At 68.2% G+C, this 14432-nt stretch carries 13 protein-coding genes; 5 read left to right on the top strand and 8 right to left on the bottom strand.

All coding sequences use genetic code 11. From position 1 onward, the window contains the following. Positions 1-5: 5 nt before the first annotated feature. Positions 6-983: a DUF5692 family protein gene (locus tag HF877_RS07780; RefSeq protein ID WP_169620586.1), complete on the bottom strand. Its 978-nt coding sequence runs from the start codon at positions 981-983 to the stop codon at positions 6-8. A 161-nt stretch (positions 984-1144) separates the two neighbouring features. Between HF877_RS07780 and HF877_RS07775 the strand changes: the two genes are divergently transcribed. Further along, on the top strand, positions 1145-1756 hold the full coding sequence (locus tag HF877_RS07775; RefSeq protein WP_169620585.1) for a TetR-like C-terminal domain-containing protein: 612 nt from the start codon (positions 1145-1147) through the stop codon (positions 1754-1756). A 35-nt stretch (positions 1757-1791) separates the two neighbouring features. Here HF877_RS07775 and HF877_RS07770 read toward each other — a convergent pair whose 3' ends face one another. From HF877_RS07770 to HF877_RS07760, 3 genes are all read right to left on the bottom strand, one after another. Beyond that, complete coding sequence (locus HF877_RS07770) at positions 1792-2643, bottom strand: phytanoyl-CoA dioxygenase family protein (protein ID WP_346765089.1); 852 nt, start codon at positions 2641-2643, stop codon at positions 1792-1794. A 71-nt stretch (positions 2644-2714) separates the two neighbouring features. After that, positions 2715-3371 (bottom strand): O-methyltransferase, encoded by a 657-nt coding sequence (locus HF877_RS07765; protein ID WP_169620584.1) that lies wholly within the window; start codon positions 3369-3371, stop codon positions 2715-2717. Between the two features lie 35 nt (positions 3372-3406). After that, complete coding sequence (locus HF877_RS07760) at positions 3407-5140, bottom strand: proline--tRNA ligase (RefSeq protein ID WP_169620583.1); 1734 nt, start codon at positions 5138-5140, stop codon at positions 3407-3409. A 53-nt stretch (positions 5141-5193) separates the two neighbouring features. On the opposite strand from HF877_RS07760, the gene yaaA reads away from it, so the two are divergent. Then, positions 5194-5937, top strand: coding sequence for a peroxide stress protein YaaA (yaaA, locus tag HF877_RS07755; protein ID WP_169620582.1), 744 nt, complete (start codon positions 5194-5196; stop codon positions 5935-5937). A 37-nt stretch (positions 5938-5974) separates the two neighbouring features. On the opposite strand, the gene HF877_RS07750 is transcribed toward yaaA, so the two are convergent. The 3 genes from HF877_RS07750 to mqo form a co-directional block, all read right to left on the bottom strand. Then, positions 5975-7423 (bottom strand): MFS transporter, encoded by a 1449-nt coding sequence (locus tag HF877_RS07750; protein WP_169620720.1) that lies wholly within the window; start codon positions 7421-7423, stop codon positions 5975-5977. Positions 7424-7482: 59 nt separating this feature from the next. Further along, on the bottom strand, positions 7483-8721 hold the full coding sequence (cobA, locus tag HF877_RS07745) for a uroporphyrinogen-III C-methyltransferase (protein WP_169620581.1): 1239 nt from the start codon (positions 8719-8721) through the stop codon (positions 7483-7485). Between the two features lie 125 nt (positions 8722-8846). Continuing rightward, positions 8847-10376: a malate dehydrogenase (quinone) gene (mqo, locus tag HF877_RS07740; protein WP_169620580.1), complete on the bottom strand. Its 1530-nt coding sequence runs from the start codon at positions 10374-10376 to the stop codon at positions 8847-8849. Positions 10377-10595: 219 nt separating this feature from the next. Here mqo and HF877_RS07735 point away from each other — a divergent pair, with 219 nt between their 5' ends. Further along, on the top strand, positions 10596-11660 hold the full coding sequence (locus HF877_RS07735; RefSeq protein ID WP_169620579.1) for an alpha/beta hydrolase: 1065 nt from the start codon (positions 10596-10598) through the stop codon (positions 11658-11660). Then, the gene (mtr, locus tag HF877_RS07730) at positions 11657-13030 is read left to right on the top strand and encodes a mycothione reductase (RefSeq protein WP_169620578.1); all 1374 of its coding nucleotides are present in this window, start codon (positions 11657-11659) and stop codon (positions 13028-13030) included. Before HF877_RS07735 ends, mtr begins: the two co-directional genes overlap by 4 nt. A 59-nt stretch (positions 13031-13089) precedes the next feature. Here the strand turns inward: mtr and HF877_RS07725 are convergent, their stop codons facing one another. Continuing rightward, on the bottom strand, positions 13090-13656 hold the full coding sequence (locus tag HF877_RS07725) for an alpha/beta hydrolase (protein ID WP_206036770.1): 567 nt from the start codon (positions 13654-13656) through the stop codon (positions 13090-13092). A gap of 146 nt (positions 13657-13802) precedes the next feature. Between HF877_RS07725 and HF877_RS07720 the strand changes: the two genes are divergently transcribed. Beyond that, positions 13803-14417, top strand: a complete 615-nt coding sequence (locus HF877_RS07720) for a DUF1360 domain-containing protein (protein WP_169620577.1) — start codon at positions 13803-13805, stop codon at positions 14415-14417. The last annotated feature ends 15 nt before the right edge of the window (positions 14418-14432 follow it).

The following is a 14432-nucleotide window of genomic DNA, read 5'->3' as shown; positions in this document are numbered from 1 at the left end:
GGCGGTCAGACCGTGGCCAATCGGTCCGAGTCCCGGGACTCCGGCAGAACCGACGGCGACTCGACCGGGAGGTTCGCGTCGCGCACCTCGCGGTACGGGCGCAGGTGGGTGTACAGCTCGTCGCGCAACGGGTTGCGGTGCCGCGTGACGATGGTGAACACCTGGTAGGCCGCGACGGCGATGTTGGCCGCGAGCGACAGCGCCGACACGACGAACAGCGCGGTGGGGTTGTGCGACGACTCGACGGCGAACTGCGACGAGGTCACGAACGTCGGGACTGCCATCGTGAACATCATCCACAGGGCCAGCGTGTGGGCGCGGTGCTGCAGCCAGGCGCCCTTCTTGATGAAGAAGGCGGGGATGGTGCAGGAGATGAGCAGGGCCGCACCGGCGTAGAAGGCGTGGTCACCGACACAGTTGTAGACGTAGGCGAAGTTCCACAGGTCGTACGCGATGATCCAGAACCACATCATGTCGGGCCAGATCATGTCCTTGGACTTGTCTCGCGAGACGATGATCCCGGCCCAGCCGCAGATGGTGACCAGGTTGAGGATCCCGGCGATGCCGTTCATGTAGTTCCACGGGCCGCCGACCATGAAGACGCCGTCGTGCATGCCCTGCATGCCCGCGACCTCGAAGTCACGAATGACTGCCTCGCCGATGTTGATCGCCAGGATCAGGGCGGGGAACATCAGCATCCAGCGGTTCTTCGCCAGACGCGGGACGTACCGGATGAGCATGAAGCCCAGGCACCCGATGAGCGCCGAGTACACCTTCACCCAGTGGAACCAGGTGCCCGTCGACGAGCCTGCGCCGGCCGTCGTCGGCCACACGAACAATGTCAGGACGAGAGGCAGCGCCACGAAGAAGCCGAGACCGGCCCACTTCCAGCGGCGCGTTACCTCGTTGAGGGCGATGAGGGCGGCCAGCACGACGCACCACATCACCCAGGAGTACCAGGGAATGGATTCGAACAAGAACATCGGAGCTCCTCTTCGCGGCCCGCGGCGTGCGTGCCGTCCGGATATCTTTCGCGGCCCGCGGCATGCGTGCCGTCCGGATATCTACGGTAGGAATCCCGACACAGGGCGTCACTAGACATCTGACGCGATGTGTCCAGGGACCTCGGGCGGTACCGTGAGCCATGGCCGACGAGAGTGCCGATGCGCAGCGGCGTGCAGGTGCACGCGACGCGCTGGCGGCCGCGCTCAAGGCCCGGCTACGGACCGAGCCGCTCGACAAGGTGACCGTGACGGAGCTGACGCGCGACTGCGGACTGACGCGGCAGGCGTTCTACTACCACTTCCCCGACGTGCGGCACCTCGCTGTCTGGGTGTTCGAGAGAGAGGTCGCCGGCCGTGTCCGCACGTACGCGTCCGAGGAGGGATGGGCCGACGGTCTGGTCCGGTTGCTGCTGTACATGCGCGACAATCGCTCGTCAACGCTCGGGGTGCTCGACGGGCTGGGCAGATCCGGGCTCGAGCGCTTCCTGTTCGGCCAGATGCGGCCCGTCACCGAGGCCGTGATGGACCAGGACGGCGGCGGACCGGCACGCGCGCAGGACCGCGTACTGGTGGTCGACTTCTATACCTCGGCGGTGCTCGCCGTGGTGCTGCGGTGGGTGTCGGACGGCATGGTCGAGCACCCGTACCAGGTGGTCGGCGATCTCGAGATCATGCTGCACGGCGCGGTGCGGGAATCCGTCCGCCGGCTCGACGCTCGTGCCACGCCGCCGCGGCGAGCTCAGGGCCGGTGACCGGCAGGGCCGGGTTTCCGGGACAGTCCCGACCGTCACCGGTTCAGTGCGCGCCGTACCGCCATCTCCACCGGGGAGGTGCCGGTGGCGTCGAGCCGGAAGGGTGCGACCGTCTCGATCGGCGGCTGGGCGATGATGCGGGGTGGCCGAATTCCGCACCCCTGCCCACTGTTCGGCGGTTGAGCGCTGCGCATCGGCTGGGCCGCATGCACCAGGAACGGGTGGCACACATAGACATCGCCCGCGGCACCGGTCGCCTCGACCGTCGGCCGGGAAGCCGCGTCGAGCATGCCGTCCTCGTCCATGGCGCGGCACAACTCCAGCACCGAACGCCCGTCGCGGTGGTCGACGAGGTAGCCGGGCACGTCGAGGTGCGAACCCACCTTGATCCTGGTGGGAGCGTCGTCCGGTCCTACGTCGGTGAGCAGGAACAGCACCAGCAGACCCCGGCCGCGTGAGCGGAGATCGACGTACGGCCAGGTCTGTCCCTCGACGGCGAAACTACCGTCGACGTGCCATCCGGTATCTCCGGGATCGGCGGGATGCGGAAACCGGACGGGAAACGTGCCGAGGCCGCGGGGCCGAACCCAGCGGCCGGATCCCAGCAGACGGTCGTAGGCGTCGAGTAGGACCGGCATCGTGGCGGCCTCGACGAACGGCGGATCCCATCGACCTCCGACCCGCACGACAGGTTCGGTCCACGTGCCCGGGTCCGATCGGTCTGCGTCGAGATCTTCCCAGAGGAGATCGCAGCACCGCTCCGTGATCGAGCGCGGAACGGCGCCTGCGATCTTCAGATATCCCTCGTCGATGAAACGCTCGGTGTCGACCATGCGCTCGGTGTCGATCACGCGCTCGGTGTCGGCCGCTTCCCGGTTCTCGCTCACACGAACAATGTCCGCCGTCCCGGGTGCCGGGCGCCACCGATTTTCTGCCGGACCGGCGGTCCCGGCTACGGCTACTGCTCGACGACCAGTGCCAACGCGAAACCGTCCCAGCCCTTGACCCCGACGGTCTGCAACGCCGTGGCGTCGAGACGAGGTTCGGCCGCCAGCACGGCGAGCAGTTCCCGCGACGCGCGGACCTTCGAGTCGTCGTCCTCCGGATCGCTGATCGCGCCGGCGCGGACCACGTTGTCGACCACGATCACCGTGCCCGGACGTGACAACCGCAACGCCTCGCGCACGTAGTTGCTGTTGTTCTCCTTGTCGGCGTCGATGAACACCAGGTCGAACGGTCCTTCGAGGTGCGGGAGCGTGTCGAGCGCCGCGCCGACGCGAATGTCGACGCGCGCTCCGACGCCGGCCTGGTCGAGGTTGGCACGCGCCACCTCGGCGTGCCGGGGTTCGTACTCGAGAGTCGTCACGTGTCCCGACTCGCCGACCGCGCGTGCCAGCCAGATCGCCGAGTACCCGCCGAGCGTGCCGATCTCGAGCACCCGGCGGGCACCTCGGATCCGGGCCAGCAGGTACAGGAACTTGCCCTGAACCGGCGCGACGTCGATGGGCCTCAGTCCCGCCTCCGCGTTCGCCTCGAGGGCGGCGTCGAGGGCGGGATCGTCACCGATGAGGAAATCGGCGAGATAGATGTCGGTCGCGCTCCAGTTCTCGGACATGGGCCCATTCTGGCCCACCGGCTCCGGGTGTGCGATCAGCGCCCGAGGATCTCCCGCACCGCCTCGCCCACCGGCACCTCGCTCGACTCTCCGGTGAGGCGGTTGCGCACTTCGACGTTGCCGTCGGCGAATCCGCGTCCCACCACGACGACCAGAGGCATCCCGAGCAGTTCCGAATCCTTGAACTTCACACCGGGCGACGCCTTGCGATCGTCGAACAGCACGTCCAGGCCGGCGTTCGAAAGTTCCTCGACGAGGTTTTCCGCCCCGGCGCGAGCCTGCTCGTCCTTGTTGGCGATGACGACGTGCACGTCGAACGGCGCGACCTCGGACGGCCAGCGCAGGCCCTTCTCGTCGTGCTGCTGCTCGGCGATCACCGCGACCAGGCGGGACACGCCGACGCCGTACGAGCCCATCGTGGGGCGCACCGGCTTGCCGTTCTCGTTGAGCACATCGACGGCGAACGCGTCGGTGTACTTGCGGCCGAGCTGGAAGACGTGGCCGATCTCGATGCCACGGGCGGACACCAAGGGGCCGGCACCGTCCGGCGACGGGTCACCGTCGCGGACCTCTGCGGCCTCGACGGTGCCGTCGGCGACGAAGTCACGACCGGCGACGAGCCCGAAGACGTGCTTGCCGTTCTCGTCCGCGCCGGTGATCCATGCCGTTCCGTCGACCACGCGCGGGTCGACGAGGTAACGGACGCCGTTGGCGAGCAGCGCCTTCGGGCCGATGTAGCCCTTGACGAGGAACGGGTTGGCGGCGAAATCGGACTCGTCGAGCAGCGCGACCTCCGCCGGCTCGAACGACGCCTCGAGACGCTTGTCGTCGACCTCGCGGTCTCCCGGGATGCCGATTCCGACCAGTTCCCACTCTCCGCCGGGCTGCCGCACCTTGACGAGGATGTTCTTCAGGGTTTCGGAGGCGTCGACGTCACGGCCGAGGATCTCGGTGGCCACCTCGACGAGCGAACCGATCGTCGGGGTGTCCGGCGTGTCGTGGACGACCGCGTCCGGCAGTCCGTCGAACGGAATCGGTGCGGGGGCGAGCGTCTTGACGGCCTCGACGTTGGCGGCGTAACCGGACTCGACGCACCGGACGTAGGTGTCCTCCCCGACCTCGCTCTCGGCCAGGAACTCCTCCGAAGCACTGCCGCCCATGGCGCCCGACGTCGCGGACACGATCACATACTTCACGCCCAGGCGGGCGAAGATCCGCTCGTAGGCGTCGCGGTGTGCCTGGTACGACTGCGCGAGGCCCTCGTCCGTGAGATCGAAGCTGTACGAGTCCTTCATCACGAACTCGCGGCCGCGCAGGATGCCGGCGCGGGGGCGCTCCTCGTCGCGGTACTTGGTCTGCACCTGGTAGAGGGTGACCGGGAAGTCCTTGTAGGAGTTGTACTCACCCTTGACGGTGAGCGCGAACAGTTCCTCGTGCGTGGGCCCGAGCAGGTAGTCGTTGCCCTTGCGGTCCTGGAGACGGAACAGTCCGGCGCCGTACTCGGTCCAGCGGTTCGACGTCTCGTAGGGCTCGCGCGGCAGCAACGCGGGCAGGGAGATCTCCTGCGCTCCGATGCTGTTCATCTCCTCGCGGACCACCCGCTCGACCTGACGCAGCACCTTGAGCCCCAGTGGCAGCCACGAGTAGATGCCCGGCGCGATGCGCCGCACGTACCCGGCCCGGACGAGCAGTTTGTGGCTGGCGACCTCGGCATCGGCCGGGTCGTCGCGGAGAGTGCGGAGGAACAGGTGCGACATGCGAGTGATCACGGTCGATGAGCCTACCGCTCGCCGGAATCGGGCCCTCGGTACGGTGGGCTGTTGTGCTGGTGCTTCTCCCCCCTTCCGAAACCAAATCCACCGGCGGCGACGGCGGGCCGCTGGATCTCGGCGACCTCTCGATGCCGCAGCTGACCGAGACCCGCGAGCTGCTCGTCCGGGCTCTGGTCGAGCTCGCCGCCGATTACGACGCGTCGAGCCGGGCGCTCGGCCTGGGCGCGAACGGAGCAGACGAGATCGAACGCAACGCCAAGTTGTGGGTCTCCCCCACCCGTCCCGCACTCGAGCGGTACACCGGGGTGCTGTTCGACGCCCTCGACGCCGCACGCTTCACGAAGGTGCAGCGCGAGAAGGCGTACCGGCGACTGGCCGTCGGCTCGGCGCTGTTCGGTGCCGTGCGTGCGAGCGACCCCATTCCGGCCTACCGCCTCTCGGGTGGCTCGAAGCTTCCCGGGTTCGGCACCCTCGCGGCGTTGTGGCGGCCCGAGTTGACCGACGCGCTCGTCGCCGAGGCCGGAGGTGACCTCGTCGTCGATCTCCGTTCGGGTGCCTATCAGCAACTCGGTCCGGTTCCCGGCGCGATCACCGCGACGGTGCTGACGGAAAAGCCCGACGGCACCCGCTCGGTCGTGAGCCATTTCAACAAGCACCACAAGGGGCTCCTCGCCCGCGCACTTGTGCAGACCCGGGCCGAGCCGGCCGATGTGCGAGGTCTCGCGCGCGTGGCGTCGAAGGCCGGACTGCGGGTGGAGATCGCCTCCCCGACGGAACTGGTCGTCCTCACCTGACTCCCGGCGCGACGGGCCGGGAGTCAGGGGTGACACCTCATCCGGACTGAGCGGACTTCTCGGCTTCCTGAGCCTGCGCGACCTCTTCGGAGGTGAACCGGATGAAGAATGCCGCGATGCCGGCGATCACCGCGCACGCGGCGCATCCGACGAGTGCGAACATGTATCCCTCACCCTGCGCGGTGAGTTGCGCGGCGGTCATGTCCGCGACCGCGCCGGACGTGCCTCCGAGCGACATCGTCTTCGAGGTGGCCAGCGCGCCGATGACGGCGAGGCCGAGCGGTCCGCCGAGCGTCTGCGCGACCTGCGCGATGGCGGACAGCGGCCCGATCTCGTGCGCGCCGACGCCCGCGATGGCGCACAGCGGAAGCGGGACCACGGCCAGACCCACCCCGAACCCGACGACCAGCACCAGCACGAACAGCGTCGGGAAGTACCGCACCGTCTCGTCCATCGTCGACCCGTAGAGCAGGCTCAGGGTCATGATGACGGCACCGGTGACCACGAGCCATCGGGGCTGCACCCGTGCCGCGAGCTTGGACGAGGCTGCGGCCGCTCCCCCGAGACCGAATGCGAACGGCACGAACGCAAGGCCCGCCTGCAGCGGCGTGTAACCGAGAACGTCCTGCACGAACAACGCGACGAACGCCGCGAGGCTGAACATCACCGCGCCGGCGAAGAAGATCGCCACGAAGGTCGCCACGCGGTTCTTGTTGCGGAACAGCACGAAGGGCAGGAGTGGGTTCTCGGCACGGCGCTCGACCAGCAGGAAGATCCCCAGCAGGATGACGCCGGCGGCGAGCGCACCGATCACGGCGGCGCTGCCCCAGCCGAGTTCGGGACCTTCGGTGAGGCCGAACACGATGCCGGTGCAACCGAGCGTCGCAAGGATGGCACCCGGAACGTCCAGTGCCAGACGTTCGGACGACGTTTCGCGCAATGCACTGAGGGCCAATACGACGATCACGACACCGATCGGGACGTTGATGAGGAAGATCCATCGCCACGACACCTGCGTCAGCGCCCCACCCAGGATGAGGCCTGCGATCGATCCGACGCCGGTCATCGCCGCGAAGACCGCAATGGCCCGGTTACGGGCGGGACCGGCGGCGAACGTGGTCGCGACGAGCGCGAGCGCCGTCGGTGACGCGATCGCGGCGCCGACTCCCTGGAGCGCACGCGCACCGATGAGCATCGCCTCGTTGGTGGCCAGACCGCACAGCAGCGACGCGAACGTGAACAGGCCCACGCCGGCGATGAACATCCGTTTGCGCCCGAAGCTGTCTCCGAGGCGGCCGCCGAGCAGCATCAGCCCACCGAATGCGAGCGCGTACGCGGTGAGGACCCAATTCCGGCCGGCGTCGGACAACCCGAGTTCCGCCTGCAGTGGAGCGAGAGCAAGGTTGGCAACGGTGCCGTCGAGCACCACCATGAGCTGCAATCCGCTGAGGACCAGGGTGGCCAGAGCGAGTGCGCGAGCGGTCATGGGGTGCGCGGCGCCGGAGGCGTGTGCGGTATCCGAGGTGTGTGCCACGGGGTCCAACGTTACCGACCTTCCGGACCGAACCCGGCGACCGGACCGATGACGATGATGGCGGGTGGACGGGTCCCCTCTTCGCGGACCCGGGCGGCGACGTTGCCGAGATCGGTCCGGAGCACCCGCTGGGTGGCCAGGGTTCCTTCCTGAACCACCACCACCGGGGTGTCGACGGGCCGGCCCCCGGCCGTCAGGGCGTCGGCGAACTTCTCGATGCGTTCGACGGCCATGAGCAGCACGAGCGTCCCCCGGAGTTTCGCGAGGGCACTCCAGTCGGTGAGCGAATCGGGATGGTCGGGCGCGACGTGCCCGCTCACCACGACGAACTCGTGTGTCACCCCGCGATGGGTCACCGGAACACCCGCGGCGGCCGGCACCGAGATCGCGCTGGTGATGCCCGGGACGACTGTCACCGGTATTCCGGCGGCGGTGCACGCCTCGAGCTCTTCGTATCCCCGTCCGAAGACGTAGGGGTCGCCACCTTTGAGCCGGACCACGAACTTTCCGGCCTTCGCCCGATCGATCAGCGTGTCGTTGATGACCTGCTGCGCCATCGCGCGGCCGTACGGCAGCTTGGCCGCGTCGATCACCTCGACGTGCGGATCCAGTTCGGCGAGGAGTTCCTGGGGGGCGAGATGATCCGCCACCACCACATCGGCACGGGCCAGCAACCGGCGGCCCCGAACGGTGATGAGGTCCGGATCACCGGGTCCACCGCCGACCAGCGCCACGCCGACCGGTTTCTGCGCCGCGTCGTCGGCGACCTCGGACAGCGCCGCGCCCGCGAGGGCGTCCCGGATGGAGGTGCGCACTGCCGCGGACCTGCGATGGTCGCCGCCGGCGAGGACTCCGACGGAAAGCCCGTCGTAGCGAGCGGTCGCGGGTGTGACGGCACTACCTTCGCGTGCGCTGTCGGCGCGCACGCAGAAGATCCGGCGGCGTTCCGCCTCGGCGACGATGGCGGCGTTGGTCTCGGGCTCGTCGGTGCAGGCCATCGCGTACCAGGCGTCTTCGAGGTCGCCGTCGCGATAGTCGCGGATGTCGAGCGAGAGACGGCCCTTCGTGGCCATGCTCTCCACCGCGGGTGTGGCGGCCCGTGCCACGACGTGGACATCGGCGCCCGAGGCCACCAGCAGGCCCAGACGACGTTGCGCAACGCTGCCGCCGCCCACGACCACCACACGTCGTCCCCGAAGGTCGAGCCCCACCAGGTAATTGGTCTCGTCGTCGGCTACCGGCACCGGCATTCCCCATCTCTCGTGTCGAAGCGAACCGTCGAGAGATCAACCCCGGGAGCGCTCCTCGTCTCGCCCGCCCGTCGCGGACGAGTGCGGCCCGGCTCGGAGCCGGGCCGCCATATCCGTGCCGCGGATCAGACCGCGGCGGCTTCCATGGGTGCGACCTGACCGCGACCCGGAACGACGTCGAGCTGAAGCGTCTTGGTGGTGTGGTCCCACACCTGACGGAACAGATCCTGGTTCTCGGTGAGCTTGACCCCGAGGGAGGGGACCATCTCCCGGAGCTTGGGCTGCCATGCGTCCCACTGCTGCGGGAAGCAGCGTTCGAGAACGTCGAGCATCGCGGGGACTGCGGTGGACGCACCCGGCGACGCTCCGAGCAGACCCGCGATCGAACCGTCCGCAGCGCTGACCACGGCGGTACCGAACTCGAGCACGCCGCCCGCGCCCTTACGGCGGATCACCTGCACGCGCTGGCCGGCGACGATCAGCTCCCAGTCTTCGAGTCGTGCCTCGGGCGCGAACTCCGCGAGGGTGCCGATGCGATCGGCGGGCGACTGGGTGAGCTCACCGACGAGGTACTTGACCAGGCCGAGTTCGGTCACGCCCACTCCGAGCATCGACATCAGGTTGTTCGGCTTGACCGACTTGGGCAGGTCCATGATGCCGCCCTGCTTGAGGAACTTGGGCGACCATCCGGCGTACGGCCCGAACAGCAGACCCTGCTTCCCGCCGATCACGCGGGTGTCGAGGTGAGGCACCGACATCGGGGGCGCACCCACCGCGGCCTTGCCGTACACCTTGGCGCTGTGACGAGCGATCACCTCGGGGTTGGTGCAGCGCAGGAAGGCACCCGACACGGGGAATCCGCCGAAGCCCTTGGCCTCGCTGATGCCGGACTTCTGCAGGAGGTGGAGGGCACCGCCACCCGCGCCGACGAAGACGAACTTGGCGTGGACCTTGCGGGACTCGCCCGTGCGGCGGTTGCGCACCTTGACGATCCAGCTGCCGTCGGACTGCTTGCTGATGTTGGTGACCTCATGGCCGAAGAAGACCGTGCCACCCGAGGCCGCCACATTGTTGATGAGCTGCTTGGTGAGGGCACCGAAGTCGACGTCGGTTCCCGTCTCGGTCCAGTTCAGCGCGACGGGGTCGGAGAAGTCCCGGCCGGCGGCCATGAGCGGCAGCCGCTCGGCGAAGAACTCGGGGCTCTCGGAGTACTCCATGCCCGCGAACAGCGGATGGCCCGCGAGGGCGTCGTACCGGGCACGCAGGTACTTCACGTCGTCCGCGCCGTGCACGAAGCTCACGTGCGGGATCGGGTTGATGAAATCCTTGGGGTCGCTCAGGATGCCGTTGTCGACCGCGTACGACCAGAACTGGCGCGAAACCTGGAACTGCTCGTTGACGTTGACCGCTTTGGCGATCTCCACCGAGCCGTCGGGCTTGCCCGGCGTGTAATTCAACTCACACAGCGCCGAGTGGCCGGTACCCGCGTTGTTCCACGGGTCGCTGCTCTCCGCCGCCGCGGCGTCGAGCCGCTCGAAGGCGGTGATCGACCAGTCGGGCTGGAGCTGACGCATCAGCGCGCCGAGGGTCGCGCTCATGATGCCGGCGCCCACGAGCACTACATCGGTTTTCGCCTCTACCACGTTCTCTGACACGGGGAAATCGACTTCCTTGTCTGTTCGCACGCGCCGTCGCGCCTTCGCGCACCGCTTACGTGAGTGTCCCGAACGCGCCCGCACACAATCCCCGATTTCAGGATTCGTCCGCAGCCGCGCGACTGCGACGCACAGGTTACCCGGGCGTATACCGGCTCTTCATTTTCACCTCATTGTCTACCCGCAGCACCCCCCGCCGAACCCTCCTAGAGTGTGATAGTGACTACTTGGCAGCCCGACATCCTGGGCGACGGATACGAGCAACTCGTGTTGCCGCTGGGCGACGACCCGGACGGTGAGGGCGACATCACCGCGACCCTGGTGCGATATCAACCCGCCACCGGCGCGGTGGGCGAGCCGAGCACGCTGCCCCGTCGCGCGGTTCTCTACGTTCACGGCTTCACCGACTACTTCTTCCAACAGCACCTCGCCGAACATTTCGCCGCGCAGGGGTACCGGTTCTTCGCACTCGACCTCCGAAAATGCGGACGCTCGCGCGCCCCGGGCCAAACGCCCCACTTCGTCACCGACCTCGAGTATTACGACCAGGAACTCGACGACGCGCTGCGCATCGTCTCGGCCGAGGTCTCCGGTGGCGGCGTCGTACTGGCCGCGCACTCCACGGGTGGCCTCGTGCTTCCGCTGTGGCTCGACCGCCTACAGCGTCGCCCCGGCGGATCGGCCTCGGCCGGGGTGAGCGGGCTCATCCTCAACAGTCCGTGGTTCGACCTGCAGGGCCCGTCGTATCTGCGCAACGTCGGTACCGCCGCGATCGACGTGCTCGGACGCGTTCGCCCACACTCCGCCGTGCCCGGGCGAAAGCTCGACACCTACGGTGTCAGCCTGCAGAACGGCGGCTGGTCCTACGACCTAGACATGAAACCGCTGACCGGATTTCCGATCCGGTTCGGCTGGCTGCGTGCCGTGCGCATCGGGCACGCTCGCCTGCATCGCGGTCTCGATGTCGGGGTGCCGTCGCTGATCCTTCGTTCCGGGGCGTCACGCTTCGCTCCGAAGTACGACGCCACCATCGACACCGTCGATGCGGTCCTCGACGTGCGTCAGATCGCGCGGTGGGCGGGCTGCCTGGGAGACCGCACCACGATCGTGCCGATCGCGGGCGCGCGACACGATGTGTTTCTCTCCACACCGGGGCCCCTGGCTGCGGCATTCCGGGAATTGGACCTGTGGCTGGGATGGTTGAACGGAGACGGAACCGCGGGCGAGCCCGCCGGGGCCGGGGATGTTTCCGCACCGCCACAACCCACGGGAGAACACGCGTGACCCACTACGACCTCGCGATCATCGGCTCCGGATCGGGCAACTCGATCCTCGACGAGCGCTACGACGGCAAACGCGTCGCGTTACTGGAGGCGGGCACCTTCGGTGGCACCTGCCTGAACGTGGGCTGCATCCCCACCAAGATGTACGTGTACGCAGCGGACGTTGCCCGCACCATCCGGTCGGCGCCCAAGTACGGGATCGACGCCACGATCGACGGGATCCGGTGGAACGACATCGTCGACCGGGTCTTCGGCCGCATCGATCCGATTGCCGCGGGCGGTGAGCAGTACCGGCGTGAGGGCTGCGCGAACGTCACGGTGTACGACGGTCATGCACGGTTCGTCGGCGAACGCACGCTCGACACCGGGACCGGCGAGACGATCACCGCCGACCAGATCGTCGTGGCAGCCGGCGCGCGCGCCGAGATCCCGCGGGAAGTGCTCGACGGCGGGGTGACCTACTACACGAGCAACAACATCATGCGGCTCCCGAAGCTCCCCGAATCGATGGTGATTCTCGGAACCGGCTTCATCGCGATGGAGTTCGCCCACGTCTTCTCCGCCCTCGGCACCAGGGTGTCGGTGATCGGGCGGAGCGGCAGACTGCTGCGCCACCTCGACACCGACGTCTCCGAACGCTTCACCGCACTCGCGCAGCAGAAGTGGGACGTCCACCTGGAGAACCCGGCCCGTGCCTTCCGGCCGGTGGGCGACGGAGTGGAAGTCGAACTGGCCGACGGCGCCGTGGTGGCCGGAGACGTGCTGCTCGTCGCGACGGGCCGGCACCCCAACGGCGATCTCCTCGACGTCGCGGCGGCGGGGATCGAACTCGACGCGTCCGGGTCCATCGTCGTCGACGACTTCCAGCGCACAACGGCGGAAGGTGTCTTCGCGCTGGGCGACGTGTCGTCGCCGTACCAGCTCAAGCACGTCGCGAATCACGAAGCGCGTGTCGTGCAGCACAATCTCCTGCACGACGCGTGGGGACCGGACACCTCCGCACTACAGCGCACCGATCACCGGTTCGTGCCTGCCGCGGTGTTCACCGATCCGCAGATCGCGACCGTCGGACTCACCGAGGCGGAGGCCCGCGCCGCGGGATACGACATCTCCGTCAAGATCCAGGACTACGGAAATGTCGCCTACGGCTGGGCGATGGAGGACACCGAGGGGTTCTGCAAGCTGATCGCAGACCGGTCCACCGGCCTGCTTCTCGGTGCCCACATCATCGGTGCGCAGGCATCGACAGTGATCCAGCCGCTCATCCAGGCCATGGTGTTCGGTATCACGGCACAGGACATGGCCACACGCCAGTACTGGATCCATCCGGCACTTCCCGAATTGGTGGAGAACGCACTGCTCGGCCTGTAGAGCCGAACTCCTCCGGCCCTCGCACCCTCCGCGGCTGCGGGGGCCGGATGCGTTGTGGCCTACCAGCTCCCGGTGCGCAACGCGATCGCCGACGCGAACTCTGCCGCTGCCCGTGCGGGCACGTTGTCGATGCTGCCGAGGTCGACCACGCGAAACTCTCCGGTCACGTACCGCATCGAGGCGTCCGCTTCCGGCTTGCGGGCCGGGTCTCCGATCACGATGGTGGTGGGTACTTCCGCCACCGGTGCCGACGCGTCGCGTACGGCGCCGTCGAACATCGGGACGACGGGATGGCCGCGGTCGACCACAACGAGACTCGCGAAGCGGCCGAAGCGGCCGGAAGCGACCGTCCAGGCCATTTCGGCGCCGGCGCCGATGCCGGCGAGGTGCACCCACGGCAGCGACAGTTGATCGAGCACGGCGAAGACGCCGTCCGGAGTCAACCCGTCGAGAGTCTCGGGCACGATCGTGCGCAGATCCGAGTTGTGCAGTCGCTCGCACACCGAGTCGAATACGTCGGCCCGTTCCCCCGCGTCGGGCAGCAGCAGCACGGAGTGCCGGCTGTCCGGTCCGTCGACGCGCACCTCGATCGAACCCGAATCGGTGGTCACCATCGTCGATTCCATGCCCCGAAACGCTACACGTCCCCACGACGACCGGCCCTGCGTCCCGTACCCGGGAAACCCGGACGGGCACGCCCGCCGCTTCTGCGATTTCCCGACGGATCGGTGTCTCCGGGTTTAACCGGATCCGGCCCGGGAAATCGGCCGCTATGACTCCGACGAGCAACGGCGACCGCTCGCCCCGAAACGACCCGTCCGACACCGTGTCCGGCCACGATTCGGTCTCCACCCTCGACCGAACCGCCGAACACCAGGAAGCACACGCACCGGCGACATCGTCGGCACCGGCGAACACCCGACACGAGAACCGCAAGCTCGGTGGCTACGTAGCAACCCTGCTGCTGTACGGGCTGTTCGTGGCGGTGGTGGCCGTCCTGACCGCAGTCACCCCTCGGCGACTGCCGGGACGGCTGACCGTGCGCGACCTCGTCGTCTCCGCCGCCGCGGCCCACAAGTTGTCGAGGACGGTGACCAAGACGTCGGTCACGCGCCCGCTGCGCGCCCCGTTCACGAAGCCCGGTGAAAAAGGCGGCCCCGGCGAGGTCATGGACCGGCCGGCCGGGCGTGCGGGCCTCAAGCACAGCATCGGAGAGTTGCTGACGTGCCCGTTCTGCTTCGACGTGTGGGCGATCACCGCCGTCACGGTGGGCAGGGTGTTCGCACCCGCCGCCACGGTTGTCGTGGTGGATGCACTCACAGCGCTGACGGGCGCAGATTTCCTGCACCTCGCCTACGCCCGCGCACAGCAGATGGCGGAGGGGTGATCCGGCGGGTCGGCG

It is taken from the genome of Rhodococcus sp. BL-253-APC-6A1W (genome assembly GCF_012843405.1).
In the GTDB taxonomy this organism is placed as follows: Bacteria; Actinomycetota; Actinomycetes; order Mycobacteriales; family Mycobacteriaceae; genus Rhodococcus.
Note: the sequence above shows the minus strand (reverse complement) of the source record. Positions and strands in the feature narration are given on the sequence as shown.